A 24,784-nucleotide genomic window follows, 5' to 3' on the forward strand; every position below is an offset into this window, starting at 1 on the left:
ATGCCCGCGCGCCGCCCCAACCGTCTCACCCCGCGCACCGTCACCCGCAAGCAGCGCCCCGCACCCGCCATCGAGAAAGCGCTGCCGTCCGGGCTCGCCGGGAACCTCGGCGGCGGCGTCCGCGACATGTCCGCGGCGATGCACGCCGCGCAGCAGCTCCGCGTGCTCGGCGAGCAGAACCCGATGCCCCGCGACGTGTTCCCGTACAGCTTCGGCCCGAACGTGCCGCTGCTGCCGGCCCCGCTCGACCCGACCCGCGCCGACACCGGCCGCGCCGAACCGCGGATCTACGAATACCCGGTCTCGTGGAACCTGCCCGGCCAGCAGCACCGGCTAGTGCCATGGCGGGTGTTGCGGCAGGCCGCGAACATCGGCGTCATCCGCGACTGCATCCGCATCCGCAAGAACGAAGTAACCTCGCTCGGCTGGGACATCGCGCTCACACAGGACGCGGTCGAGGCCGCGCAACGCGACGACCCGAGCGCCGCGCGCGCGGACATCGAACGCGGCCTGCAGGACAAGCTCGCCCCGGACCGCCAGCGGATCAAAGACTTCTGGGAGAAACCCGACCGCGGCAACGGTCTCTCGTTCGGTGCGTGGATGACCGAGTCCCTTGAAGAGCACCTGGTGCTCGACGCGTGGGCGATCTACCCGCGCTACACCCACGGCGGCGACCTCTACAGCCTGGAAGTGCTCGACGGGTCCACTATCAAGCCGCTGCTCGACCACCGCGGCGGCCGGCCCCTGCCGCCGTTCCCGGCGTATCAGCAGATCCTGTACGGGTTCCCGCGCGGCGAGTTCACCGCGGACACCGACACCGACGACCAGGGCCAGATGATCACGGGCGGATATGACTCGGATCAGTTGATCTATCAGCGTCGGGAGGTCCGCACCCACACCCCGTACGGGCTGTCGGCTGTCGAACAGTCGCTGTCCGATGTGGACTTGTGGATGAAGCGGATGGCGTGGATGCGCGCCGAATACACCGACGGCGTCATGCCCGCCGGGTGGATGAAGAACGACGGCGCGAACGGCTGGACTCCGCAGCAGCTGCTCGAATACGAGCGGATGTTCAACGACCTGTACTCGGGACAAACCACGGAGCGGCAACGGTTCCGTGTCCTGCCGCCGGGTGTAGACCCGGTCGAGGGCCGCAACGGCGCGGACGAGAAATACAAGCCCGACTACGACCTGCACTTGCTGAAGCTCGTCGTCGCGCATTTCGACATGTCCATCGCGGAACTCGGGTTCACCGAAGCGAAGGGCCTCGGCAGCTCCGGCTACCACGAGGGCCAGGAGAACGTCCAGGAGCGCAAGGGCACGCGCCCGGATCTCTCGTGGATCGCGAGCGTCCTCACCGACATTTCCCGCACCCACTTGGCGATGCCCGCCGAGCTGGAGTTCCGGTGGCTCGGGCTGGACGACGAGGACCAGGCCGCCGCCGACGAGCTCAACCGGAACCGGTTCTCCGCGGCCGGGGTCACGCTGAACGAGTGGCGTGACGAGATCGGCCGGCCCCGCTACAACTTCCCCGAGGCCGACATGCCGATGATTGTGTCGTCGCGCGGCGGGGTCGTGTTCCTTGAGGGAGCGTCGGAGACGGAGCCGCCGGGGATTCTGATCGAGCCGCCGAAGGCCCCGCCGGGGACGAACCCGAACGTCGACCCGGACGCGCCGCCGGAGCCTGGCGGCGAGCCGGTGCCGGACGAGCAGGAACCAGCCGAGGACGACGAGGACGCGCAGGCGGCGAAGGACGCGGAGAAAGCCGCGTACCGGCGCTGGTCGCGGAAGTCGCGGTCGCGGGCGTTCGAGTGGAAGCACCACACGGCCGGCGAGGTCGCCGAGTTGACCAAGGCTGGTGGTTCGGGCCCAAAAGCCCGGTCCGGCCAGACGTGGGCCGGGTGGACGAAGGACCAGGCGGTCGCCGAGCACTGGACGGGCGTCCTGTCCCAGGGTTTCAGTGGGATCGACACGGCGGCGCTGGCTGAGGCGTGGGCCTCGGCGCGCGGGATCGGGAAGACCACCGCGCCGGAGCAGCCGAACCGGGCCGTGATCGCCGATGCCCTGATCTGGCTGTCGGCGCGGGCCGCGTCCGGCGGTCAGGACGTGGCAGGGACGGTTCGGCGGGAACTCGAGCACATCCTTGACGGCGTCTGGACCGACGGCTACTACGTCGGCGACCGTGCCGCGGTTTGGACCGCGCGCGAGGCGATCGTCGCCGCCGCGAAGCTCACGGGAGAGCAGCTTCCGGCGGAAGCGGCCGGGCACGCGACGGTGACGGCGTCGATCGACTGGGGTGCGTGGTCTCCGGGCGACACCGAAGCCGCCCGCCGCGTGCTCGGCGGCGGCTTGGACCGGCTGCTCGCCCAGGCGCACGTCACGATCCGTTCCGTCGTGCCAGGCCGGATGGACGCGCTAGCCGAGACGCTCGCCGAAGGTCTCGAAGCCGGACTCGCGCCGGCCGAGATCGCCCGAAACCTCGACGGCGTCCTCACCGACCGGGCGTGGGCGTCGATGGTCGCCGAAACCGAGACCGCGCGAGCGATCTCCGCGGCCACACAAGACCGGTACCTCGGGATCGGGGTCACCGCGAACACGTGGATGACCGCGACCGACCAGCGCGTGTGCCCGGCCTGCCGGGACAACGAGTCCGCGGGGCCGGTCTCGATCGGACAGTCCTTCCCCTCCGGCGCTTCCGGGCCGCCGGGACACCCACGATGCCGGTGCGCGCTCGCCCCGGTCGTCGACTCCATCGCCAACATCGCTTGGCCGACGCTCGAACCGACGGGAGCAGTCACATGACCATCACCACGGTGTACGCCGACATCGTCAAGGCCGAGCGCAACGAAAACGGGGACCTGGTCGTCGTCGGCAAGGCCACCGGCCCGGACCTCGACCTCGACCAGCAGATCTGTGACCCCGTGTGGCTCGGGAAGGCCATGCCGGAGTGGTTTTCCACCGGTGCGAACATCCGCGAGCAGCACAGCACGATTGCGGCCGGTGTCGGCACCGAGATGGCGCAGGACGGCGACTCGTGGATGGTGACGTCCCTGGTCGTGGACAAGGGCTCGGCGGAGAAGGTCGAGAAAAAGGTCCTGAAGGGCTACTCGATCGGCATCTCGAATCCGCGGGTCATCAAGGACGCCGCGGCACCGGGCGGCCGGATCGTCGACGGCCAGATCGTTGAGGTGTCCCTTGTGGACCGGCCGTGCAACCCGACCGCGCTGCTGTCGCTGGCGAAGGCCGCGAAGCCGGGCGCGACGATGAAGGCGTTCGCGTTCGACGCCGAGCGGATGCTGGTCAAGGTCGAGGACTTCGAGGAGCGCCCCGACGACCGGGAAGCCGGTGCGACCAAGGCGGCCGAGCCGGAGCCGGTTGACGCGAAAGCGATCGTCGCCCGCTACAAGGCCTCGCACCCGGACGTGGTGAAGGCCAGCCCCGCGCAGGACATCGCCGGCGCGCAGGCCGCGATCGCCGCCATCGCACAACTGATCATCTCCGAGGCCGGGGACCTCGCCACGGGCGACCTCGGCGAGGCGTGCGACATCCAGGACCTGCTGTGCGCCATCGACGCGCTGCGCTGGTTCATCTGCGGCGAAGCCGCGGAGGCCGCCGACGAAGCCGTCGAGGACGAGCCCGACGAGGCCGTCACCATCACCATCCCGCTGTCCGCCGAGCCGGACAGCCCCAAGTCTCCGGAACCGGCCGCCACCAAGGCGGACGGCCCGGATCTCACCGAACTGGTGAAGCAGGCAGTCGCAGAGGCCATGAAGGACTCCCAGGAGCGCGTGAAGGCGCTGGAGTCCGAACTGGCGAAGGTGAGTGCCCTTCCGCGTCCCGGTGGTCCCGTCCTCACGCGCACCGCGGGGGACACCGAGAAAGCCGCCGCTCGTGACGAGCTGGTCGCCGAAGTCGCCAAATACCGGGCGCTGGCCGGGGAAATCACCGACCCGCTGACCCGTGACGGTTACCTCAAGCTCGCGGCAGCCGCCGAGCTCAAGCTGAAGTAGAAGGGAAAACTCTCATGCCGTACGCGGCCCCCGCCCCGTCGGAGATGTTCTCCGACACGCAGGACTCGACCGCTGTCGCACAGCGGTTCGAGCAGTACAAGAGCACGCTTTCCGCCTCGCACAAGGCATCCCAGTCCGGCCAGGTCCAGTTCAACGGCCAGGAGATCGTGAAGGCCGGGCAGGCGGAGCAGATCTCCGCCCGCGTCGAGCAGATCACGAAGTCGCTGTCGGCCGAGGCGCTCGCCTCGATCCAGGGCGAGCTGGACGCGCTCAAGAGCGTGCAGGGCGACCTGAACAAGGACTGGTCGCTGTTCTCCCCGAACAGCACCGGCCTGGTGCCCTACGACCTGGAGGCCCCGGCGAAGCTGCTGGTGCCCCGGGAAACCCCGCTGCGGAACCGGCTGGCCCGCTCCAAGGGTGTCGGCACCGCCCGCCAGTTCAAGCGGATCCTCGGCTGGTCGAACTCCGGCACGGGCGGCGTCGCCGACCAGATGGCGTTCATGAACTCCGAGTCCGTGTCGAACAGCTTCGGTCCGCTGTCGCTGCGCCGCGGCAACAAGATCGCGTACGCCTCGGACAGCAAGTCCGTCACCTACGTCGAGCAGGGCCTGTCCGACATGGTGACCTGGAAGGCGCAGTTCGCCGGCCAGGGTTTCGAGGACATCCGACAGCTGTCGCACACCGCGCTGCTGTGGGCGACGATGGGCGCCGAAGAGCGCGCGCTGCTGTTCGGCCGCGGCGGGTCGGGCAACGGCTACGCCGGTGCCGTGGCCGCTCCGGTGGTCGCGATCGCGTCGTCGGCGACCGGCGGCGCTGTCGCCGCGGGCACCTACTACGTGAAGGTCACCGCCCGCGCGGGCGGCGGCGAGTCCGTGGTGTCCAACGAGGTCAACACGGGCGCACTGACCGGGTCGACGAACCAGTTCACCGTGACCGTGTCGACCGAGCCGACCGGCGCACTGGGCTACAACCTCTACGTCGGCACCGCGTCCGGCGCGGAAACGTTCGTGACGTCGTTCTCCGGCAACACCATCACCATCCTGACCACCCCGGCGACCGGCGGCGCGGCGATGCCGGGCGCCGACTCGACCGCGAACGCGAACGGCTACGACGGGTTCCTCACCGTCCTCGCCGACCCGGCCCAGTCCGGGTACGTCAAGCGCGTCAACGCCAAGGTGTACAACGCCGCGAGTCCGTCCACGTCGCTCGGTGACGCGCCGTGGCAGGACGCGTTCACCGCCCTCTACGGCGCGAACGCGCTCGCCGGGCAGGACAAGCGGCTCGCCAACCCGGAGGAAATCTGGCTCGACGGCTCGATCCGCCGCAGCCTCGGCGACTTCCTGAAGCTCGGCGCCTCCAACACCTCCTACCGGATCGCTCTCACCGAAGGCGAATCCGCCGGCGGCGCGACCGTCGGCTCGGTGATCACCGCGATCTCCAACCAGACCACCGGTCGCCTGGTCGACCTGGAGGTCCACCCGTACATGCCGGTCGGCGCGTCGATGATCCGGTCCCGCGCCCTGCCGGTTCCGGACTCGGAGGTGTCGAACACCTCCGAGGTGATCAACGTGCAGGACTACATGGCCGTCGATTGGCCGGTCGTGCAGTACACGTACGACCAGTCGACGTACATGTTCGGGACGCTCGTGCACTACGCCCCGGGCTGGTCCGGGCTGCTGCTCGGCCTTTCCTGACCCACCAACGCGAATCGGCCCGGCGCTGCCCCGACAGTGCCGGGCCGATCCGTACCCACCCGGAGGTGCCCCGTGCAGGTCATGACCCCTGACAGACATTGCGTGCAGGTCGACGGCCTCACCGGACGCCGCTACGACACCGACCAGCGCGGCCGCCTCGACATGGCGCCGCGCGACGCGAAAGCGCTGCTCGCCGACGGCGGGTTCCTGCCGTCCCTCGCAGGCGTCACCGCACGCTCCACCGGATACCGGTGCGGCGCTTGCGGTTTCGGCGCCCTGTTCACCACGTGCGGCCGGTGCGGCGGCACATGCAGCAAGGAGACCTGAAGTGTCCGACGACAACCGTGCCCTCTACGAAGCCGCCACCGCCGGCGACCTCGCCGCCGAGCTGGAGACCCGCGGCCTGCCGAAGTCCGGTGCGAAGCCGGAGCTCGTCGACCGGCTGCTTGAGCACGACGCCGCACAGCCGACGACCACCGGCCCGCAACCGGACGCCGGCGAGGACGCCGACGGCGAGATCTGCGGGCTGTGCTGGCCGGGCGGATGGCCCGACGACCACGACAAGGCGCACTGCGAGCACGGCGAATACACCCGCTGAACCGTCCACATCGAACCCGCCGGAGGTGACCCGTGCTGACGCTGCCGTACGTCACCACCGCCAGCTTCAAGGCGTACCCGACGTTTCTGGACGTGATGAACCTGCGGCCCGGCGACCCGGTCCTGTCCGACCAGGACGCCGAGCTGTACAACATCCTCCTCAAGTCGTCCGCGTGGGCCGACGGCTACGTGCGGATGTCCGCCGGGGACGGCACGCTCTCCGCGCACACCCGGGTCGAACGCGCGCGGATCCGGGTCGCGCGCGACGGCCGGATCTCCTACCACACCAACCACAACCCGGTGACCGCAGTGACCGGGTTGTCGATCGGCATGTCCCCGAATCAGCTGACCGCGGTCACCGATCTGACGAACCTGTGGCCTGAGGATCAACGGCAGATCGTCGGCTATCCCGGCGGCATAACCTCGCCGGGCCTTGCCGCGCTGCAGTTCGGGTCGCCGGTCGTCACCGGCGAGCTGTACACGCAATGGACCTACATCGCCGGGTACGCCAACACCCTGCTCGGCGCGGCTGTCGCGTCCGGCGCGTCCTCGATCACCGTCGCGGACGCGACCGGCATCGCCGCCGGGACTGTGCTCCGCATCTGGGATCCGGGCCACGAGGAAGCCGTGACCGTCGCCGCCGGCTACACCACCGGGACGTCAATCCCGCTCGCCGGCGTGCTGAAGTTCCCGCACGATCCGACCTCGGTCGCGATCGGCGTGTCCGCGATCCCGTCGGACGTGCACCTCGCGGTGATCCTGTACGCGGTCGCGCTGCTGCAACGCCCGGACTCGGAACACGAGGACTCGTTCCCGTCCACGCAGGTGAAGCCGAACACCCGGGTCGGGACCGCGAACGACGGCAGCGGGTTCGTCGTCGAGGCCGAACGGCTGCTCGACCAGTACAAGCGGGTCCGATGAGCACCGCGAAAACGCTGCTGGACGGGCTCTGCACGTATTTCGGCGGCGCGTACGACGCGACGACCCACACCTACCGGACGCCGCGGATCACGGTCGCGAACCTCGACGGCCCGGTGTACCGGCGGGCCGAGCCGAAACGGGACGACCACAACACCGACTACCAGGCGTCCGGCGCGGTCGGCTCGTCGGCCGGGTGTCTCGTGTGGGCGGTCGCCGAGCGCGGGGTCGAGAAACGGGTCGCTGTCGCGGGCGCGACGTCGGGCCTGAAGCACGTGAGCTGGCAAGTCCGGATGCACCATTTTTTCCGTGCCAGCACGCTGTTTGCCGAGGATCTGCAGGACGTCGTCTACGACACGCTTGACGCCGAGCGAGCCTTGATCGAAGCGGACCGCACATGCGGATCCGGCGGGTTCGAGGCCGGGTACGGGGTCGGGTTCCAGGTCGGCGAGGGCGGCGAACCGTGGCTGCAGTGGACCGTTTCGCCTGTCGCCACCACTCGGGATCTGTCCAAGGCATACATGGTCCTCGAATTCGCTGCAGACCAGTACATCCAAGCGTAAGGAGCGTCCACAGTGGACTACCGCTACACCTCGACCGAGGAACGCGTCTACGCCGACCGCGCGCTCGTCGTGAGCCCTGGCGACGTCGTCGACTGGGACACCCCGCCCGCCGACGGCCACTGGGTTCCCGCGCACGGCGAGCCCGCGCCGCCCACCGCCGAGGAGCGGGCCGAGCTCGACGCGATCGCCGCCCGCGCCCAAGCCTTCACCCCCGCGCCGAGCACCACCGAACCCGCACCGAGCCCGGCCCCGGCCGAGTCTGACATCCCCAAGGAGTGAGCCGTGGGCAACACTTTCGCGTCCGCGAAGCAGTTTGTCGGCGTCGCCCGGGAAGCCACACAGGGCACCCCGCTCGCGATGGTCGGCACCATCCCCGTCGACAAGTTCGAGCCCGAGGACAAGCCGGTCTGGCTGGACGACAAGGCCATCCGCGGCTCGATGGTCGAGCAGTACGGCCGCCAGCAGGGCGTGATCAAGGCGGATTTCTCCATGTCCGGCCCGGTTTTCGGCGACACCATCGGCTGGCTTCTCGCGAACATCCTGGGAGACAACGCCTACAGCGGCGGCACCAACGCGGGCAGCTCGACCACCACCACGGGCGCGCTCACCGCGGGCACTACCAACGTCGTCCCGCTGACCTCCGCCACCGGCATCATCGCGGGCACCGTGCTCACGCTCGACACAGCCGGGAACGCCGAGAACGTGACGGTGCTGTCCATCGCCGCGCTGAACGCGACGCTCACCGCGCCGGTGGCGAAGAACCACGCCAGCGGCGTAACCGTGCAGCCGGTCACCGCGCCGTTCACGTCGGCGTTCTCCACCTACAACGCCGCGCAAGGACAGCCCGCGTCGCACACGTTCACGCACTTCCAGGGGCCGACCGCGACGAGCGGGGCACGCCAGTATCCCGGCTGCTGCCTGTCGGAGCTGACGCTCAAGTTCAACGCCGAATCGCAGTTGTTCACCTACGACGCCAAGGGAAACTGCTGGCCGTCCGTCCCGGCGAGCGTCGCCCCGACTTCGGCGCCGTCCACGGTCACGCCGATCCCGTCGTGGCGCGGCCTGATCGGCATCGGCGGTCCGGCGTCCGGCGGCACGCTGCTGAAGAACATCACCGACGGCGAGATCGCGATCAAGCGCGCGCTCGAACCGGTGTACACGGCGCAGAACAGCCAGAACCCGTACATCATCCAGCGCGGTGCGGTGTCCGTGTCCGGGAAGCTGAACTTCGTCGCCGCGGACGAGTCCCCGTACCTCGCGATGATCAACAACACTCAGCCGCAGCTGCAGCTGATCCTCGGCAACGGCGTGGCCGGCGCGGGCCTGGTGCAGGTGCAGGTCGACTGCCAGCTCGCCGCCTACGACGCCTCGAAGTACAACGCGGGCAAGGCCGCCGTGATGTACGACGTCACGTTCGCCGGTATCGCGAACACCACGAACGCCGGTGCGTCGGGCGGCTACAGCCCCACGAAGGTCACGCTCACCAACAGCGTGCCACCGCAAACCTACTGATCAATCCGGATTGGACGGACGGATATGCAGTTCAGCAGCAAGCACGATCTCCCTTCGGGCGGTTGGGTCGAACTCCGCGACCCGAACTGGCTCCGCGCCCGCGACCGGCAGGCATTGATCCGGAAAATCACGCCGGACGACAACGACCAGCGGGACAAGTTCACCCTCGGTTTCGATGCCATCAACGAGATTGCCGCGTTGATGATCACGGGCTGGTCGTTGCCGTACGAGCCGGAACCGGTCGTCGCCGAGGACGGCACGGAGACGGCGCGGCCGTGGACGCTGCCGAAGAACGACGTATCGATCCTCGACGAACTGCTCGCCGGGGATTCGGCGGCGCTGGAGCAGCTGCTCGAACCGGCGCGGGCAGTGCTGATGCCGCAGAAGCCGTCACCGGACGACGTCGACGACCCGGCGTCCCCTTCTGGGCCCGCGAGCGAGTAAGGGCGCGTCTCGCGGGCTTCTACCGGGACCGTGAGCTCCCGGAACCCGACACGGTCGAGAAAGAGCTGTGGGACGCGGCGTTCGTCGACTGGTGGTGGCTGGACCGCTACCACCTCACCCCCGACCAGGTCGCGAAGCTGCCGCTCAACACGCGCGACCGGGTGCCTTTCATCGCCGCCGTGGCCGACGAGGTCGAAGCGGACAAGGCGAAGCGGGGGTGACCCGGCCGTGGTGTCGATCGAGATGCGGCTGTCCGGTGTGGACGAGCTGCAAGCCGCGCTGGCCGCCGCGGTCGAACGCATGGACACCGTCACCCGCGAAGCCACCGCGGCGGCGGCGTCGCTCGTCGAGATCGCGGTCAAGGACAAGCTCCGGCAGTCCAGCCACCGACGCGGCACCCCGACGCCGTCGTCGCCCGGCCAGCCGCCAGCCCTGGTGTCCGGGAACCTGATGCGGTCGATCGCGGTGCGCGGCCCGACCGGCGGCCTCGGCGTGTGGGGCGCGTCGATCGGCCCCACCGCGATCTACGGCCGCATTCAGGAGCTCGGCGGTATGACCGGCCGCCACCACGCCGCCCACCTGCCGCCGCGCCCGTACGCCGACCCGGCGGCACACGAAACGTTCCCGATCATCGAATCCACCTATCTCGCCGCCTGGGCGACGATCTTCGGATAGGGGGCTTGCCGTGGCGGAAATGCTGCCCCCGGTCGCGATCACCCTCGTGGCCAACATGACCGAGGCCGCCGCGAACATCGAGAAGTTCGGGGCCACCGTCGGCGGAATGGGCGCCGAGGCCAACGCGATGGGCGCGAAGGTCTCCGAGGGCTTCACCACTGCCGGGGTGACGATCGACGAGTTCGGCAAGGTCGCGATGACCACCGCCGAGGAAGCGTCCGCGGCGAACGACAAGATCCTCGCGTCCATGGCGCGGCTGTCCGCGCAGGCCGACCGCACCGCCGAACAGTGGTACGTCGACCAGACGAAAATGGCTGCCGCGACACAGAAAATGGTCGCAGACCTCGAAGCCGCCGAGGCGAAAGCAGTCGCCTCCACCGAGGCCATGGGCGCGAAGCTGGACGAGGTCGCCGCGACCTCGACCGGATTCGGTGCGAAGGTCGAGAGCGCGTCCAAGCGGCTGATGACGATCGGCGCGGCCGGCGCGGTCGTCGGCGGCGCCGCGGTGAAGATGGCCGCGGATTTCGAGTCGAGCACTGCCCGGCTGGTGACGTCGGCGGGGGAGACACAGTCGAACCTCGAGAAGGTCCGGCAGGGGATCCTCGACATGGCCGGCCAGGTCGGCTACACGGCCGAGGAGCTGTCCAAGTCGCTGTACACCATCGAGTCCGGCGGCCAGCACGGCGCGGACGGGCTTACGGTGCTGCGCGCGGCAGCGGAGGGCGCGAAGACCGAGAACGCGGAGCTGAAGACCGTCGCGGACGCGGTCACCAGCGTGCTGCAGGACTACCACCTGAAGGCCGAGGACGCGGCGTCGGTGACGTCGAAGCTCGTCGCCGCGACCAGCGCGGGCAAGACCACGTTCGAGGAGCTCGCCGGGTCGATGTCCGCGGTGCTGCCGGTCGCGTCCGCGGCCGGGGTGTCGATCGACGACATTCTCGGGTCGCTGGCGTCGATGACCGTGCACGGGATGTCGGCGCAACAGGCCGCGCAGAACCTCACCGACGTAATCCGGCACATGCAGTCTCCGACGCAGGTCCAGTCGAAAGAGCTGGCGCTGCTCGGGATGAACGCGTCCGACCTCGGCGCGAAGCTGAAGAGCGCGGGGATTTCCGGGACGCTGCAAGAGATCTCGGACAAGATCCAGGCGTCGATGGGGCCGAGCTCGCAGAAGGTGATCCTCGATCTCGGGACGGCGCTGAAGAGCCTGCCGAAGGACGTCCAGGACCTTGGGCAAAAGCTGATCGCGGGCACCGTCACGCAGAAGGAGTTCACCAAGGCAGCACAGGGTTTGGACCCGATCGCCGCGCACCAGGCCGCGAGCTTCGCGACGCTGGCCGCGTCCACGCACCAGATCGGCAACACCCAGATGACCGGTGCCCAGGTGATGCAGAACTACGGGCAGGCCCTGAACAAGGCAACCGGCGACGCCACCGGCCTGAACGTCGCGTTGATGCTGACGGGGGAGAACACCAAGACCACGAAGAACGCCGTCAACACGGTGTCGTCGGCCGCGGTCGAGGCCGGGAACCACGTCAAAGGCTGGAGCGAGATCCAGTCGACGTTCAACCAGAAGATGAGCCAGGCCAAGGACGGGCTCGGCGCGATGGCGATCAGCGTCGGCGAACGGCTGCTGCCGGTCGCGTCGAAGCTGCTCGACTGGCTCGGCAGCGCAACCAGCTGGTTCAGCCAGAACAAGGTGGCCGCTGACGTCCTCGCTGCCGCTATCGGCGTGCTCGCGCTCGGCGGAATCGTGGGCCTGATCGGGAAACTCGGTTTGCTGGGCGCGTCGCTGGCGAGGAACCTCGCCACGCCCGTCATCAGCGCGGTGGGGTTCCTGAGGAACTTCGCGACCGCGGCGGAAGGGACGGCGGGCGGCGCGGTAGCGAATTTCACGGCGAAGCTGGCGGGCGGCGCGGTAGCTGGTGTCAAAGCGTTCGGGTCGGCGCTGATTGACGGTGCGGTGGCGATGGGGTCAATGGGGAAGGCTGCTGCCGCCGCTACCGTGGAATTGGTTGCGCAGGGCGCGGCGTGGATAGCGCAGAAAATCGCGGTGGTAGCGTCGACTGTCGCGGAAGGCGCGATGACGGCAGCACAGTGGCTGCTGAATTTCGCGATGGACGCCAACCCGATCGGTGGCGTGATCCTCATTATCACTGCCCTGATCGCGATCATCGTTCTCATCGTGACCCACCTCGATGTCGTCCGCAAAGTCTGGGACACCGTATGGAAATGGTGCTCCGATCGGATCACCGAATTCGTACACTGGGTGAGTGCCCGATGGGACGACGTCATCGGGTTCTTCAAATCTTTACCGGAAAAAGTGAAGAATTTCCTCGGCGACGCCGGAGAATGGCTGATAAATGCCGGAAAAGCAATTCTAGAAGGCCTTCTAAATGGCCTCAAGAAAGCATGGAATGCCGTCACGGGATTTATTGGCGGAATTGGTAAATGGATTTCCGACCACAAGGGTCCGATCGAATACGACCGTCAATTGCTGGTGCCCCACGGTAACGCGATCATGGACGGTTTGCACGAGGGACTGAAGGCCGGAGGTCGCCGCGTGCAGTCCTACCTCGACGACTTCACGACCGGCATCGGGAACACGGCCATCAGCGGGAACGTGTCGATCGGCGACGGCGCGCTCGCCGGTCCGGCCGGATCGCTGGTCCGCCCGATGCCCGAGCAGATGGTGTTTCAGATGAACACCCGCGACGTGCAAACGTGGCTGCAGACCGGGATTCTGCGCTACAACCTGCGGAACTCGTCCAACGGCCTGGCGGTGTCGTCGTGACCCGCGCCTACCCGCTGATGTCGATCGTCGCGGACTTCACCGCGGGGCCGCCGAATCTGCCGGGCCTCAACCAGGTGTCGTTGCTGCCGACCGTCGCGGGCAAGGGAACGAACGTCCGCGGCTGGTCGGTGTCGCGCGGACGCCAGTACGAACTGGATGTCGTGCAAGCCGGCATGGCGTCACTGGACATGGTGGACAGTCCGGAGTGGCTGAACCCGGTCAATGCGACATCTCCGTTCAACATTGGCTCGAACCAGCTGCTGCCGTACCGGTGCGTCCAGATCGGAGCGTGGTGGAACCCGGCGACGCAGAACCTCGCCGGAAACCTCCTCAACGCAACGAACTCCGCGAACATCGGCGGCACGTTCAATCCCTACTACTGTTCGTTCGAGAGCGGCATCGGGTTCGTGGGCACGCTGTCCGGGTCGCCGAGTCTGACGCAGTCGACCGCGCAGGCGTTCGACCAGACGCATTCGCTCGCGATCGGGTTCACCGGCGCGTCGGACCTGCCGGGGTTCGGGTTCCTCACGGTGCCCGGCCAGACCTACACCATGTCGGCGTACGTGTACGTCCCGGCGGGCGTGACGGTGACGGCGAAGTTCAGCAACTTCCCGGGCGCGCTGGGCACGACGATCGCGTCCGCGACGTCGACCGTGACGGGCGCGTGGCAGCGGCTCGTCATGACCGGCGTCCCGTCCGGGTGCGTCGGCGTGTGCTCGTTCCAGCAGGCGAGCGGGTCGTTTCCCTCGACGGTCTACGTCGATGCGATCCAGTTGGAGCTGTCGAGCACCGCATCGCCGTTCACGATCACCGGCCCGACGTTCTACCCGCTCTACACGGGGTACATCGAGCGGTACCCGCAACGCTGGGACATGTCCGGCTTCCGCGGTTTGAAGCCGCTGGAGTGCGTCGATGCGCTGAGTCCGTTGTCCCGCACCGAGATCACCCAGTCGTACGCGGCCACGATCGCCGCGGACAGCCCGAACCTGGTGATCCCGTACAACGACAAGTCCTCACCGCAGACCGTGCAGCTGCCGCAAGGTGGGCAACCGTTCATCGGATACACGTCGCTAGGCACGAACGGGCAGGTCAACTTCAGCGGCGACACCTTCCTCGACGGCAGCGAAGCAGTGTCCCTGCTTCAGCAGAACCTGAACGGCGCGGTGAACAGCGGATCGCTGATCACCTACCAGGGGACGCTGCAGGGGCAGATCACGATGAACCCGCAGGCGTTCACCATTGAGTGCTGGGTGAAGCTGAATGCGGGGATGCCCTATTTCGGTGCAGCGTCGTTGAAGAACGGCGAGAACCTGAATACCGAACCATACGGGCCGAGTTTCGGAATTGGCTGGGAAACGTTTCTGTCCGGGCAATTGGGCTGGTTTTACAGCGACCCGAACGGGACAGGGGCTAGCGGATATCTTCCGGGGTGGGGCGGTTTCGCTGACGGAAAATGGCACTACCTGGTGGTGCGCCTCATCGGCAGCAGTCAACTGAACGCGATCGTAGACAACGTGATCGGCGGAGTGGTAACGCTCTCGCCGTCGCAGTCTGTGCAGCTCAACAACTTCTACCTTGAAGCGCAAACCTACTGGACGAACCCGACCACCGACTACGCTATATCGAACCTGGCGTGTTACCCGACATTGCTATCGACCACGCAGGTCGGAAACCATTATCAGCGCGGCATCGGCTACCTCGGCGAGAAATCCGGCACCCGCGCGCTGAGACTGCTGACGCAGTACTGGTCCAGCAATGTGGTCACCGACGCCGGAAAAACCATGATGGCGCAGGACTACAGCTACAACGGCCGGTACATGCTCGACGTCCTGCAGGAGATCGCACAGACCGAGCACGGTTCCTGCTGGGCCGACACGGCAGGGTTCGTGCACCAGGACTCGCGCGAAACCCGCTACACAGCAACGCAATCGGTCACATCGCAGTTCACCTTCGGGGAGAACACCGCTGCCGGAGAGCTTCCATACCTGACCGCCCCGGAAATGGACTATGACCCGACATACGTCTACAGTCAGGCGAACATCGTGTCCGCCGGAACCGGCACGACACTCCCGCCGATCGTCAACACGGCAAGCCAAACCGCCTACGGGCAACGGATCCTGTCCCTGACGCTGCAGACCGCGAACGACTGGGACGCGCAACAGGCCGGACAGTTCTACGTGCAGCGGTACGCGAAACCCGCTGGCGCGCCCGGCACCAACGTGCCGCCGCGGATCACGAAGCTGACGATCGACCCGTCGTCAAACCCGGCTCTGTGGACGGCTGCGCTGTCTCTCGACTACGGCGACCGGATCACGGTGAAGCGTCGAACGTCGGCCGGAGTAACGATTTCCGGCGACTACTACATCGAGAAGATCGATCACCATGCGAACGCCGAAGCATCCACCTGGACCGTCGACTACGAACTCAGCCCCGTGTTCGTGTCTCAGGCGTGGGTGCTCGGCGACAGCGTCAAGGGCGTGCTCGGCTCGACGACCACGTGTGTCTACTGAGGACGGAAGGCAGACATGGCAGTCCCCACACCGACGATCCCGACGTTCACCGACGGGCAGATCGTCCACGCCGCCGACCTCAACGGTTTGGGCAGCAACCTCACCAACCTCTACAACTACCTGAACGCCGGTTTCACCAGCCAGCGGCCGTGCGTGATCGCGAAACAAACCACGGGCCAGTCGATCCCGAACGCCACGAACACGCTGGTCAATTTCCAGTCCGCGGCCGTCAACACCGACAACATGTGGAACGCGTCGCAGCCGAACCAGCTGACGATCCAGCACGCCGGAATCTACCTTCTGTACAGCCAAACCCGGTACGGCGCGGTCGCGAACAGCCTCTCCGAGGCCGTGACGACCTCGCTGCTCGTCAACGGCACCGCCGTGCCCGGGAACGCGGTCAGCACGCAGGCGCAGATCCCGCCGTCGATCGGTGCCGGCACCGCGCTGATGTGCATCAGCCTCGTGAACCTCGCCGCCGGATCCACGGTGTACCTCAACGCCTGGCAGTCCACGACCGGCGGCGCGATCACCCTCGACACCGCGTACGGCGGCACCTACCTCGCCGCAGTGTTCCTCACACCGTCCACATAGGAGGCGAGTATCCCGTGACGCACCCAAAAGTCCCGCACCCGTCCGAATTCCTCGCCATCGAACGGAAGTTCTGGGCGTGGATGAACCGAGTCCTGACCTCGGTGCTCGGCCACAACCTCGTGTTCCTCGCCTGTTTCATCGTGCCGCTCGCAGTGATCCCGGCCAGCGACACCGCGAAACTGATCGTCGGGTTGGTGTTCAGCAACTGGTTCCAGGCATGGGCGTTGCCGGTGCTGCAGAAGGGGCAGGCGCAAGCCGACCTGCAGCGCGCGGCGAAAGCCGATGCCGACCACCAGGCCCTCGTGCACATCGCGACCGTGGTCGACGAGGTCCGGCAGCAGCTCGGACCGAAGTCGTGACCGTGTCCCCGCTGCCAGAGCAGCCCACCGGCGGCGAGATCCTCCGCGCGATAGGCCGCGTCGAAAAGTCCGTCGACGGGCTCGGCGACCAGGTCCGGCACATGGACGACAAGCTCGACGGCCAAGGACTCACCCTCGCGTCGACCGTCGAGCGGATGACCACTGCCGAGCGGGACATCCGCGAACTCAAGGCCGAGAAGATCGCCGACCGGGCCGCCGCCGCACAGCACGCGTCGAGCATGCGCGTCGCCGTCAAAGGCGCGATCGCCGCCGGAGGAGCCGGGTTCGTCGGCTCCGTCGTCCTGCTCATCGTCCAGCTGCTCACCCACCACTGAACGGAGGCCGTCCGTGCGCACCATGTACGACAGCATCACCGCCGCCGACATCCCCGCCACCGCAACGATTGTCGGCGGCTACGTCAACGGCACGTTCGCCTGGTCCGCAGCCGACTGGGCGCGGTTCCCGAACGCCGTGCACGTCCGCTTCGCCACCCGCGCCAACGTCAACGACGGCAACGTCCTCGACGTCGAAAAGGGCGACGCCACCCCGGACGAAGCACCCGGCTGGGTCGCGATGCGCCGCGCCGCAGGCGTCGACCCGTCCGTCTACTGCAGCACCTCCGACTGGCCGGCCGTCCGCGCCGCGTTCACCGCGGCCGGCATCCCTGAGCCGCATTACATGGTGGCCCACTACGACGGCGTCGCGAACATCCCCGCCGGCGCTTGTGCGAAGCAGTACATCAACGACCCGGCCAGCGGCGGCCACTACGACCTGACCTGCGTCGCCGACCACTGGCCGGGCATCGACCCCGGACCCGCACCCATCCCACACCAGGAGGACGAAATGGCGTTCGGCCGCACCTGCGCCGCAGGAACCAACGAGCACGCCGACATGGCTGTCGTCGGCTGCAGCAAGCTCCGCATTCACGACAGCTTCGGGCACACCGTCCACGTCCACGACATCCTCTTCTACGGCGACACCGGAGCGGACCAGAACGGAACCGGCGTCGGCGGCGGATACGCCGGAGGCCATTGGGACTGGGTGTCCAACCGGCCGGGCCCGATGGACGTCCCGGCTGGCGCGACCACGGTCACGGTCCTCTACGACAGCGACCACGACTTCTATCTCTCGGCTGCCACGGCCTGAACCCAAGATCGTCGCCCCCGCGCCCGTCCGTCCACGGGTGCGGGGGCGGCTTTTCCATGCCCGCAGAAAGGCGGGACCGGCAGCTAGAACGTCATGGATTTCGCTGCCGGTCCCGAACCCCACCCGTGGGTGGCTTGGCGGCCCGGTGACCGGGGAGTTTCAAGCGACCAGGAGAGTGGATGGCGGTGGCCTCCGGAGGGATTGGGCCGGGAGGGAGGCCACCGCCGCGCGCCCCGTCTCGTGGGGGCGCAGTCGGTGCCGCGGAGGGGTCGGGGGCACCCACCGCGGCGACCGTCATAGCCGACCCATGTGCGACCCGGGAGCGGTGACCCCATGGCGCGGATACCGCTGGTTGACGTAGCGAACCCACTCGTCCGGACTCGCATCCGGACCGGGCTCGACGAGCACGGGCTTCTCCTTCGTCTCGGGGGCGGCGTCGTCGTCCGTGTCAAGGTCCTGGTTCATTTCGAGCCGCCCAGCTTGGCAAAGCTGCGGTACACCAGTCCGCACCCGCCGCATTCCCAGGTCTGGGGCGACACCGTGCCGCCGCATGGGCGGCAGGTGAACTTGATTGGCTTGGGGCGCGGAGGCGGAGACGTTGCGGGGCGGGCGAACACTGGAGGGTTGTTCGCCCAGCGGTGCTTCAGTGATCCAGGGTCGGCGGGGCCGGGATCCGTCAGTCGGCCAATCAGTTTCCGCACGTGCTTGGGCGTTACGCCGTAGCGCTGCCCGATCTCCTCGTCTGACAAGCCTTCCTGGTGGTCGCGCAGCAGCGCGGCATTGCGCTCCGCATACGAGGCCGTCATCGCGCGTCCAGCCCGGCTAAACCGCGGCACCATTCGGCATCCGCGAACCCGGTGGGGTCGATCTCGCCGCGTTCGTGGCGTTCCGGGTAAGGCGTGTCTCCACAGCACCAGGGGATCAGCCACTGAACCGACGGGTCGTCCAGCTCCCGTTTCCAGTAGCGATGCACCGTCCGCCGGTACGCGGCGGTTGGATCGGAGTGCACGCGGAGCACGAGTTGCGACGTGTGCATCCGGTGAGCGCCAGCAGTCGCCGCGGCCACGTCCTCGGCGGGCAGCTCGCCGCACAATGTGCCCATCACACGCCTCCCAGATGTTCGATCAGGTCGTGCAGCGAGGAGCGGATGTTCACGCTGAGGCGGGCTCCGTCGGTGATCGTGAGCGCTGCCGTCGGGCCTTTGCCGATCGCGACGCCTATTACGTCGTTGCCGTCCGCGTCCATCGTGAGGCCAGTCGTCACCAGAACCTGCTGGCCGATGCTGTCCTTCGCGATCACGACGCGTTCCTTTCGCCATCCCCGCACGGCGTCGAGCATGGGGCGCCACCGACGATGGTGCAATAGAATCCATAGAATTCTTGCGCAAGATAGTCCTAATGGGCTACTTGATCGCTACCGTATGTCACGAATCATGTGACCAATAGCCCCGGACAGTCCCTCGCAAACCCGTGATCGATCATGGAATTCTGTGGATTCCACGAATGGCGGAGGACTCATGAAGCTGACCCACCTGCACACGACCTCGAAAAACGGCGGCTGCCCGGAGCTCTACGAGACAGACCGCGGCACCTACGTGGTTCAGGGCGCCAAAGTCACCGACCCGGAAGTCCTGGCACAGCTGCGCGAACGCGGCCTTCCGGATCACGAGACCGCTGTCGAGGTGCCCAAAGCCCTCCTCGACTACCTCTCGCCGACGCCGCTCACCGCCGACGCGAAGAGCACCGCGTGACCCGGCACCACCTGAACCCGCACGACGAGTTCGCCGCGCTGCTCCGATCAGTGCGGCGCTCGTCGTGGCGGTGGGAATGCCAGAGCGAGTACGCCGTCGACCGGCCAGAGGTCGACCGGTGGCTCGCCGGCCAACCCGCCGAGGAAACCGACGACGACCGCGCATGGCTCGCGCACCTGGCGCGTCTGCGTGAGGCAGGCATCCCGTTCCAGCGCGTCCGCGTCTACCCCGACCCGCTCAACGACTACGCCGCATGGATGCGGCAGGCCATCGGACCGAACGTCGCCGCGGGCGAAGACGTGCGCTGGCTCCCCGAAGCGACCGCGGCCGAACTCGAATTGCCGGGCTACGACTTCTACCTGCTCGACAACGAACGCGTGGCGATCCTCGAATTCACCGACGACAAGGAACTCGCCGGCGTGGTGGTCGACGACGACCCTGACGTCCTCGACGAACATCGACTCTTGCGCGACACGGCATGGCCAGTAGCGACCCCGCACGCGGAGTACGTCACGATTGCGCGGTGACCGATCGGGACCATCAGATCTTCGCGGGCGAGCTGCGCCGGTTGCGGCTCAATGCCGGGTTCAAGACCGGCAAGGAATTCGCCAGCGCCATCGGCTGGGTCGCGTCCAAGGTGTCGCGGATCGAGAATGCGCGCACGATCCCGTCGGACGACGACCTCAAGGTGTGGCTGCCCGCGGTCGGCGCAGACGAAGAGACGAGTGCGCGGCTGGGTGGCGCGTTGGTCGACCTGCGCCTCGAACGCGACCGCTGGAAGCAGCAGCTCCGCCGAGGCCACTCCCAGCGGCAGCACGCCGAAGCTGTCGCTGAGCGCGACGCCACGCGCATCGTGTCCGTCGAGCTGTTCCTCGTTCCCGGCCTGGTCCAAACGCCGGGCTATGCAAGGAATGTGTTCGAGATGGCCGCAGAAATGCACGACACCCGCGCCGACACCGATGACGCGGTGCGCGAGCGGATCCGGCGGCAGGACGTGCTCTACGACCCGAGCAAGCGCATCGAGATCCTGATCGGCGAGTCGGCGTTCCGCTATCCGATCTGCGAAGTCCCGGTTCTCCGGGTGCAGATTGACCGGCTGCTGAACCTGATCGGGTTGGCTCACGTCCGCTTCGGCATCATCCCGCTCGACCGGCCGCTGCCGACGATCACCATGCACGGCTTCACGATCCACGACGACACCGTCCTCGTGGAGGTCAACCACACCGAACTGACCGTCGTCGACGCCGATGACGTCGCGCTGTACGACACGATCGTCGACCAGCTCTGGCAGGTCGCAGCAGAAGGCGAGGCCGCCCGTACGCTGCTGCAGCGCGTGCTCGGCGGCCTCGCCTGACCCCTGCTCCTACGGCCTGCGGTCCACCACGTCGCAGGTGCCGCCGCCCGCGGCCGCGGTGACGCTGACTGACGCGACCTGAACCTTGCTGAGCGGGAACTGGCTGAATGCGAAGTCGTGGCCGGTTTCCTGCGCGCCGACTGTGTAGGTCTCGTTGGCGTCCTGGCTGTCGACGCTGGTCGCCGCGACAGCCAGGTTCCCGGGACCGGGGAAGTCGACGTGCACCCGGAACCCGCGGCCGGACTCGGCGATCGTCGCCGTCGCGGAGTCGCAAATCAGGTGGTTGGTGTTCTCGACGTGCGCGTGCAGCGGGCCGGCCGCCTTCAGGACGGCCGCCGCGCCGGTCGGTGCCGGCGGTGCGGCTTGCGGATTGGCCGGCTGATCGCTGTTGCTCGCGATGACGATCCAGACGACCACCGCCACGACGGCGACGATGACCCACGTCCACAGCTTCCGGACCGGCGCGGGCTTCGAGGGTTGCGGGGTCGTTGTCACGGTGGGCTCCTTCGCCGTCGAATGCACCACCCGTGTCGCCGCAACCGCGCCGAGCGTTACCGGGGCCTGGCGCGGGACGCGCTGCCACGCACACCACGCCGCGACGAACGTGAGCCACCAGGCGATCAGCAGGCCCACCCCGGGCAGCACCACCGACGGGTCGTGGAAGCCGCGGGCGAACAACGCCGGCGGCATGAGCAGCACGAGGCACACCGCGAGGACGGTGTTCAGCAGAAGCCACCCGCGGTACACCGCGAGCCGTCGACGCGCGCTCATGAGGTCGCCTCGAGCGGGAACCCGTCCGGGCCGATCGGGTCGCCGGCCGTCGCCTCGAAAACGGGGTCGGTCCCGGTGTGGCCGTCGAACGCGGTCCGCGGCTGGCACCAGCACGTGGTGCTGAGGGTGTGGGATCGCTCGGCGCGGCTTGTGTCGCGGCTGGCGGGCGGTTCGATCGAAAGTGGACCATTGATGGACCATCGGGCAGGTTCGGTCCGGGTGGGCCTGGCCAGAGTTGTCTCTGACCAGGCCCGCTGTGCCCCCGGCAGGACTCGAACCTGCGACCTAGAGATTAGAAGGCTCTTGCTCTATCCAGCTGAGCTACGAGGGCCCGGGTGGCCGACAGCTGCTGACCTCCAGCATGGGCAGCTTAGTCATCGCCAATCTCTCGATCGTTCGACACCGTCGAATCGTTTCAGCTTCCGTTCGTCGGATTTGCGGTGCCTCGGGGGCGGAATGCCACAGCGCGCGACGGCTCCGGCACGCACCGCTCGGGAGAGCGGCCTCGTGCGGCTGGTGAGCGGCGGTTTGTGCAGCTTGGGCACCTGGATCTCCTGGCTGGGGCGTCGGACGGGACGGGGATTCGGGGCTGACGGCTGGCGGAGACTGTGGCGATCTTGTGATGTAGGACGTCTGGCCGGGCGGGTGAGGGTTGGGCGGTTCGGCGGTTGCGGTCAGGCGTCGACGTGCCAGGTCAGCGGCAGGGCCGAACCACTGGCGGGCGTGGTCCGGCGAGCGGCAGGTGATGGCGGATCGGGGGCGGGCTGGTGCCTGAACCTGACGGCCGGCGGGCGCGCGGCGGAGCACCGGCCGACATGACGGACCACAGGCCCGCCGCGATGGAACTCGGGCTTCCACCACGGGACTCCACCCCTGCCGCGACGGAACCCCAGGCCTACGACGACGGAAGCCGGATCCGCCGCGACGGAGCAGCAGGCCTGCCGCGACCGAAGCCGGGCCAACCATGACGGAAGCCGGGCCCGCCGCGACGGAAGCCAGGTCAACCAAGACGGAACCGCAGGTCTACCGCGACGAAACCCAGGCCTGCCACGACGGAAGCCAGGACTACGACGACGGAAGCCAGGCCAACCGCGACGGAGCCGCAGGCCTGCCAAGGCGGAACCGCAGGCCTCCAGCGGCGGCAGGGCACCGCCCAACCACGACACAACCCCAGGCCTCGCCTCTCGCTCCCAGGTCGGGGCCGGGAGCGGGAGGCGAGGGGTCAGGGGCCCGTGGGCGCGGGTGTTCCGGGCTGCGCGCCCACGGGCCGGGGGCCGCTCGGGGGTGCGGCCCCCGGGCCGGCGAACTTTGGCTGCGAGTCGACTCGTCCTGGAGCTTGCCTTGTTCGCCTGGCCCGGTCTCGGGTTATTCCCACACTTTCAGGGCACGCACCGCGAACGGGGACTGCGGAACGTACGTGCCACCGCCCGGATAGGTGATGAAATCGCCCTCGGTGGAACAGTCGGCTCCTTGGTAGATCGTGACGTCGCGGGTCATCCGGTTGACGAAGGAATGTCCTTGGAATCCCTCGGGCAGGGGAATGCAATCACCCGGATTTGCCGTGCGCAGGTCGTAACTCTGTGCCCCTCCGGAATACGTTTCGGTGTCCCACAGGCAGAACTCTCCCGCGTTGCAGGCGGGCGCGGGGGGACCAGCCGGAGTGGCTTGGGCTAGTCCGGAACTGGTCAGGAGGCCGGCGGTGACCAGCAGCAATACGCCGGGCAGGCGGGACGGGGCGGCGGCGGGCCAGGTGCGGCGGCCCGGGAACGGCAGAGACGGCAGCAGGCGGCGGAACATCGTGGGAACTCCCCCTCAATCGAAAACGGTGCCGGGCGAAGCGGCCGGCGGCATCCCGGGAAACCGGGCGTGTTCTCCACCTTGGCGGGTTCCGTGCGGTTTGTCTGCCCGCATTCCTACGTCTGTGGACAAGTAGTTTCCCTTCACCCGGAAGAGACCTAGTTGTCCACAGATCGCCGAACGGTCTTGCTAAATCGCCGCGGTGCTTTCGCGGACGGCCAGCGACACCGGGAGTTCGACCGGCGGCGGGATCGGCTCCCCCGCCAGCAGGTCCATCACCAGTTCCCCGGCGACGCGGCCCTTGCCCGCCAGGTCTTGCCGGACGGTCGTGAGAGGTGGTTCAGACCACGCGGCCTGCGGAGTGTCGTCGAAGCCGACGATCGAGACATCGCCGGGCACGCGCAGGCCCAGCCGGTGGGCGGCGGCGATCGCGGCGAAGGCGAGCTGGTCGGACATGCACAACAGCGCTGTCGGCCGCACCGAGGCGGTGAGCAGCTCGGTGGCGGCGGCGCGGGCGGTGGAGGCCGACAGCCATGGGGCTTCGGTGATGGAGACGTCGGTGATTCCGGCGGCGGCCAGCGTGTCGAGGTAGCCGGCGAGGCGTTCGCGGGTGCCGTGGAAAGGGCTGGTCACCGCGGAAAGGCGCGGTGCGGCCAGAATTCCGAACCGGCGATGTCCCAGCTCCACTAAATGGCGTGCGGCCAACGACGCGCCGCCGCGGTCGTCGCAGCCGACTCGGGCCGTGTCCGGCAGCGGTGGCTGGTCGATGACCACCAGCGGCAAACCCCGTGCCCGCACGGCTTCCAGCGCGGGCGTGCCGTCGGCGAGAGAGTACGCCACGGCGATATCCGCTTGTGCGGCCAGGACCCGCGACGCCGGCGGGCCTTCCTGGGCTTCGTGGCCGGGCAAAAGCAGCAGCGCGTTGCCGGTGGGTTCCACGGTTTTCGCGAGCGCGTCCAAGGTGATCGACAGCGCGGGGTCGGAGAAGGCCGCCGACAGCGACGAATCGAGCAGGAAAGCGATCGCGCCGGTGCGGCTCGTGGCCAGGCTGCGGGCGGTCGGGTTCGGGCCGGGGTAACCGAGTTCACCCGCCGCGCGCAGGATCTGCTCCCGCAACTGCGTCGACAGCTGGTCAGGCCGGTTGTAGGCGTTGGACACAGTGGCGCGCGACACCCCGACCGCCTCCGCGACGTCGTCCAGCGTCGGGCGGCGGCGACGGCTGCTGGTCATCGGCGGAGCATAGAGGAAAGCCTTGCCGCGCACCGGGTTCCGCCCGGCAACCCGGCTCGACCAGCG

Annotated in this window: 27 protein-coding genes and 1 tRNA gene; 20 read left to right on the forward strand and 8 right to left on the reverse strand. The window is 68.1% G+C overall.

What is annotated here, in order from left to right:
* The 17 genes from ABD156_RS33495 (at position 1) to ABD156_RS33575 (ending at position 17,816) form a co-directional block, all read left to right on the forward strand.
* Positions 1–2,802: a minor capsid protein gene (locus tag ABD156_RS33495; protein WP_344283236.1), complete on the forward strand. Its 2,802-nt coding sequence runs from the start codon at positions 1–3 to the stop codon at positions 2,800–2,802.
* The gene (locus ABD156_RS33500) at positions 2,799–4,010 is read left to right on the forward strand and encodes a hypothetical protein (protein ID WP_344283239.1); all 1,212 of its coding nucleotides are present in this window, start codon (positions 2,799–2,801) and stop codon (positions 4,008–4,010) included. Before ABD156_RS33495 ends, ABD156_RS33500 begins: the two co-directional genes overlap by 4 nt.
* A gap of 14 nt (positions 4,011–4,024) precedes the next feature.
* Positions 4,025–5,704 (forward strand): hypothetical protein, encoded by a 1,680-nt coding sequence (locus ABD156_RS33505; RefSeq protein WP_344283242.1) that lies wholly within the window; start codon positions 4,025–4,027, stop codon positions 5,702–5,704.
* Between the two features lie 81 nt (positions 5,705–5,785).
* Entirely contained in the window at positions 5,786–6,031 is a 246-nt protein-coding gene (locus tag ABD156_RS33510) for a hypothetical protein (protein ID WP_344283245.1), read from the forward strand.
* 1 nt (position 6,032) lies between these two features.
* A complete protein-coding gene (locus tag ABD156_RS33515) occupies positions 6,033–6,302 on the forward strand; it encodes an SAP domain-containing protein (RefSeq protein ID WP_344283248.1) in 270 nt (89 codons plus the stop codon).
* A 32-nt stretch (positions 6,303–6,334) separates the two neighbouring features.
* Positions 6,335–7,222, forward strand: coding sequence for a hypothetical protein (locus ABD156_RS33520; protein ID WP_344283251.1), 888 nt, complete (start codon positions 6,335–6,337; stop codon positions 7,220–7,222).
* Positions 7,219–7,782: a hypothetical protein gene (locus ABD156_RS33525; RefSeq protein ID WP_344283253.1), complete on the forward strand. Its 564-nt coding sequence runs from the start codon at positions 7,219–7,221 to the stop codon at positions 7,780–7,782. The genes ABD156_RS33520 and ABD156_RS33525 overlap by 4 nt, the downstream gene beginning before the upstream one ends.
* Before the next feature lie 12 nt (positions 7,783–7,794).
* Positions 7,795–8,061, forward strand: coding sequence for a hypothetical protein (locus tag ABD156_RS33530; protein ID WP_344283256.1), 267 nt, complete (start codon positions 7,795–7,797; stop codon positions 8,059–8,061).
* A gap of 3 nt (positions 8,062–8,064) precedes the next feature.
* Complete coding sequence (locus ABD156_RS33535) at positions 8,065–9,294, forward strand: phage tail tube protein (protein WP_344283259.1); 1,230 nt, start codon at positions 8,065–8,067, stop codon at positions 9,292–9,294.
* 24 nt (positions 9,295–9,318) lie between these two features.
* Positions 9,319–9,738: a hypothetical protein gene (locus ABD156_RS33540; RefSeq protein WP_344283262.1), complete on the forward strand. Its 420-nt coding sequence runs from the start codon at positions 9,319–9,321 to the stop codon at positions 9,736–9,738.
* 228 nt (positions 9,739–9,966) lie between these two features.
* Complete coding sequence (locus ABD156_RS33545; RefSeq protein WP_344283265.1) at positions 9,967–10,413, forward strand: phage virion morphogenesis protein; 447 nt, start codon at positions 9,967–9,969, stop codon at positions 10,411–10,413.
* Between the two features lie 19 nt (positions 10,414–10,432).
* Positions 10,433–13,207, forward strand: a complete 2,775-nt coding sequence (locus ABD156_RS33550; protein ID WP_344285269.1) for a phage tail tape measure protein — start codon at positions 10,433–10,435, stop codon at positions 13,205–13,207.
* Positions 13,204–15,717, forward strand: coding sequence for a LamG-like jellyroll fold domain-containing protein (locus tag ABD156_RS33555; RefSeq protein ID WP_344283268.1), 2,514 nt, complete (start codon positions 13,204–13,206; stop codon positions 15,715–15,717). Before ABD156_RS33550 ends, ABD156_RS33555 begins: the two co-directional genes overlap by 4 nt.
* 15 nt (positions 15,718–15,732) lie before the next feature.
* Positions 15,733–16,311, forward strand: a complete 579-nt coding sequence (locus ABD156_RS33560; protein ID WP_344283272.1) for a TNF domain-containing protein — start codon at positions 15,733–15,735, stop codon at positions 16,309–16,311.
* Positions 16,312–16,325: 14 nt separating this feature from the next.
* Positions 16,326–16,670: a hypothetical protein gene (locus tag ABD156_RS33565; protein ID WP_344283275.1), complete on the forward strand. Its 345-nt coding sequence runs from the start codon at positions 16,326–16,328 to the stop codon at positions 16,668–16,670.
* A gap of 2 nt (positions 16,671–16,672) precedes the next feature.
* Positions 16,673–17,005: a hypothetical protein gene (locus ABD156_RS33570; RefSeq protein WP_344283278.1), complete on the forward strand. Its 333-nt coding sequence runs from the start codon at positions 16,673–16,675 to the stop codon at positions 17,003–17,005.
* A gap of 22 nt (positions 17,006–17,027) precedes the next feature.
* Positions 17,028–17,816, forward strand: coding sequence for a hypothetical protein (locus ABD156_RS33575; protein WP_344285272.1), 789 nt, complete (start codon positions 17,028–17,030; stop codon positions 17,814–17,816).
* 294 nt (positions 17,817–18,110) lie between these two features.
* Here the strand turns inward: ABD156_RS33575 and ABD156_RS33580 are convergent, their stop codons facing one another.
* The 4 genes from ABD156_RS33580 to ABD156_RS33595 are packed head-to-tail and all read right to left on the reverse strand — an operon-like array spanning position 18,111 to position 19,154.
* Positions 18,111–18,281, reverse strand: a complete 171-nt coding sequence (locus ABD156_RS33580) for a hypothetical protein (protein ID WP_344283281.1) — start codon at positions 18,279–18,281, stop codon at positions 18,111–18,113.
* Complete coding sequence (locus ABD156_RS33585; protein WP_344283284.1) at positions 18,278–18,622, reverse strand: helix-turn-helix domain-containing protein; 345 nt, start codon at positions 18,620–18,622, stop codon at positions 18,278–18,280. Before ABD156_RS33585 ends, ABD156_RS33580 begins: the two co-directional genes overlap by 4 nt.
* Positions 18,619–18,918: a hypothetical protein gene (locus ABD156_RS33590; protein ID WP_344283287.1), complete on the reverse strand. Its 300-nt coding sequence runs from the start codon at positions 18,916–18,918 to the stop codon at positions 18,619–18,621. Before ABD156_RS33590 ends, ABD156_RS33585 begins: the two co-directional genes overlap by 4 nt.
* Complete coding sequence (locus ABD156_RS33595; RefSeq protein WP_344283290.1) at positions 18,918–19,154, reverse strand: hypothetical protein; 237 nt, start codon at positions 19,152–19,154, stop codon at positions 18,918–18,920. Before ABD156_RS33595 ends, ABD156_RS33590 begins: the two co-directional genes overlap by 1 nt.
* A gap of 178 nt (positions 19,155–19,332) precedes the next feature.
* Between ABD156_RS33595 and ABD156_RS33600 the strand changes: the two genes are divergently transcribed.
* The 3 genes from ABD156_RS33600 to ABD156_RS33610 are packed head-to-tail and all read left to right on the forward strand — an operon-like array spanning position 19,333 to position 20,920.
* Positions 19,333–19,566 carry a hypothetical protein gene (locus ABD156_RS33600; protein ID WP_344283292.1) on the forward strand — a complete coding sequence of 78 codons (234 nt, stop codon included), beginning with the start codon at positions 19,333–19,335 and terminating at the stop codon, positions 19,564–19,566.
* The gene (locus tag ABD156_RS33605; protein WP_344283295.1) at positions 19,563–20,093 is read left to right on the forward strand and encodes a DUF6879 family protein; all 531 of its coding nucleotides are present in this window, start codon (positions 19,563–19,565) and stop codon (positions 20,091–20,093) included. Before ABD156_RS33600 ends, ABD156_RS33605 begins: the two co-directional genes overlap by 4 nt.
* Positions 20,090–20,920 carry a helix-turn-helix domain-containing protein gene (locus tag ABD156_RS33610; protein WP_344283298.1) on the forward strand — a complete coding sequence of 277 codons (831 nt, stop codon included), beginning with the start codon at positions 20,090–20,092 and terminating at the stop codon, positions 20,918–20,920. Before ABD156_RS33605 ends, ABD156_RS33610 begins: the two co-directional genes overlap by 4 nt.
* 9 nt (positions 20,921–20,929) lie before the next feature.
* Here the strand turns inward: ABD156_RS33610 and ABD156_RS33615 are convergent, their stop codons facing one another.
* The 4 genes from ABD156_RS33615 to ABD156_RS33630 all read right to left on the reverse strand — a co-directional run bounded on the left by ABD156_RS33615 (position 20,930) and on the right by ABD156_RS33630 (position 24,718).
* Entirely contained in the window at positions 20,930–21,691 is a 762-nt protein-coding gene (locus ABD156_RS33615; RefSeq protein ID WP_344283301.1) for a hypothetical protein, read from the reverse strand.
* 257 nt (positions 21,692–21,948) lie between these two features.
* Positions 21,949–22,022, reverse strand: a tRNA-Arg gene (locus ABD156_RS33620).
* Between the two features lie 1,034 nt (positions 22,023–23,056).
* Positions 23,057–23,488 (reverse strand): peptidase inhibitor family I36 protein, encoded by a 432-nt coding sequence (locus tag ABD156_RS33625; protein ID WP_344283306.1) that lies wholly within the window; start codon positions 23,486–23,488, stop codon positions 23,057–23,059.
* Between the two features lie 189 nt (positions 23,489–23,677).
* Positions 23,678–24,718 (reverse strand): LacI family DNA-binding transcriptional regulator, encoded by a 1,041-nt coding sequence (locus tag ABD156_RS33630; protein ID WP_344283308.1) that lies wholly within the window; start codon positions 24,716–24,718, stop codon positions 23,678–23,680.
* Positions 24,719–24,784 lie beyond the last annotated feature (66 nt).

This window comes from Amycolatopsis albidoflavus (assembly GCF_039525725.1).
Lineage (GTDB): Bacteria > Actinomycetota > Actinomycetes > Mycobacteriales > Pseudonocardiaceae > Amycolatopsis > Amycolatopsis albidoflava.

Bases quoted from the DNA above. Each gene is read 5' to 3' on its own strand.
- ABD156_RS33590 (WP_344283287.1), bottom strand. From the start codon at position 18,918: ATGGGCACATTGTGCGGCGAGCTGCCCGCCGAGGACGTGGCCGCGGCG.
- ABD156_RS33580 (WP_344283281.1), bottom strand. From the start codon at position 18,281: ATGAACCAGGACCTTGACACGGACGACGACGCCGCCCCCGAGACGAAG.
- ABD156_RS33540 (WP_344283262.1), top strand. From the start codon at position 9,319: ATGCAGTTCAGCAGCAAGCACGATCTCCCTTCGGGCGGTTGGGTCGAA.
- ABD156_RS33615 (WP_344283301.1), bottom strand. From the start codon at position 21,691: ATGAGCGCGCGTCGACGGCTCGCGGTGTACCGCGGGTGGCTTCTGCTG.
- ABD156_RS33525 (WP_344283253.1), top strand. From the start codon at position 7,219: ATGAGCACCGCGAAAACGCTGCTGGACGGGCTCTGCACGTATTTCGGC.
- ABD156_RS33550 (WP_344285269.1), top strand. From the start codon at position 10,433: ATGCTGCCCCCGGTCGCGATCACCCTCGTGGCCAACATGACCGAGGCC.
- ABD156_RS33625 (WP_344283306.1), bottom strand. From the start codon at position 23,488: ATGTTCCGCCGCCTGCTGCCGTCTCTGCCGTTCCCGGGCCGCCGCACC.
- ABD156_RS33510 (WP_344283245.1), top strand. From the start codon at position 5,786: ATGACCCCTGACAGACATTGCGTGCAGGTCGACGGCCTCACCGGACGC.
- ABD156_RS33505 (WP_344283242.1), top strand. From the start codon at position 4,025: ATGCCGTACGCGGCCCCCGCCCCGTCGGAGATGTTCTCCGACACGCAG.
- ABD156_RS33630 (WP_344283308.1), bottom strand. From the start codon at position 24,718: ATGACCAGCAGCCGTCGCCGCCGCCCGACGCTGGACGACGTCGCGGAG.
- ABD156_RS33575 (WP_344285272.1), top strand. From the start codon at position 17,028: ATGTACGACAGCATCACCGCCGCCGACATCCCCGCCACCGCAACGATT.
- ABD156_RS33500 (WP_344283239.1), top strand. From the start codon at position 2,799: ATGACCATCACCACGGTGTACGCCGACATCGTCAAGGCCGAGCGCAAC.
- ABD156_RS33495 (WP_344283236.1), top strand. From the start codon at position 1: ATGCCCGCGCGCCGCCCCAACCGTCTCACCCCGCGCACCGTCACCCGC.
- ABD156_RS33560 (WP_344283272.1), top strand. From the start codon at position 15,733: ATGGCAGTCCCCACACCGACGATCCCGACGTTCACCGACGGGCAGATC.
- ABD156_RS33595 (WP_344283290.1), bottom strand. From the start codon at position 19,154: ATGCTCGACGCCGTGCGGGGATGGCGAAAGGAACGCGTCGTGATCGCG.
- ABD156_RS33585 (WP_344283284.1), bottom strand. From the start codon at position 18,622: ATGACGGCCTCGTATGCGGAGCGCAATGCCGCGCTGCTGCGCGACCAC.
- ABD156_RS33600 (WP_344283292.1), top strand. From the start codon at position 19,333: ATGAAGCTGACCCACCTGCACACGACCTCGAAAAACGGCGGCTGCCCG.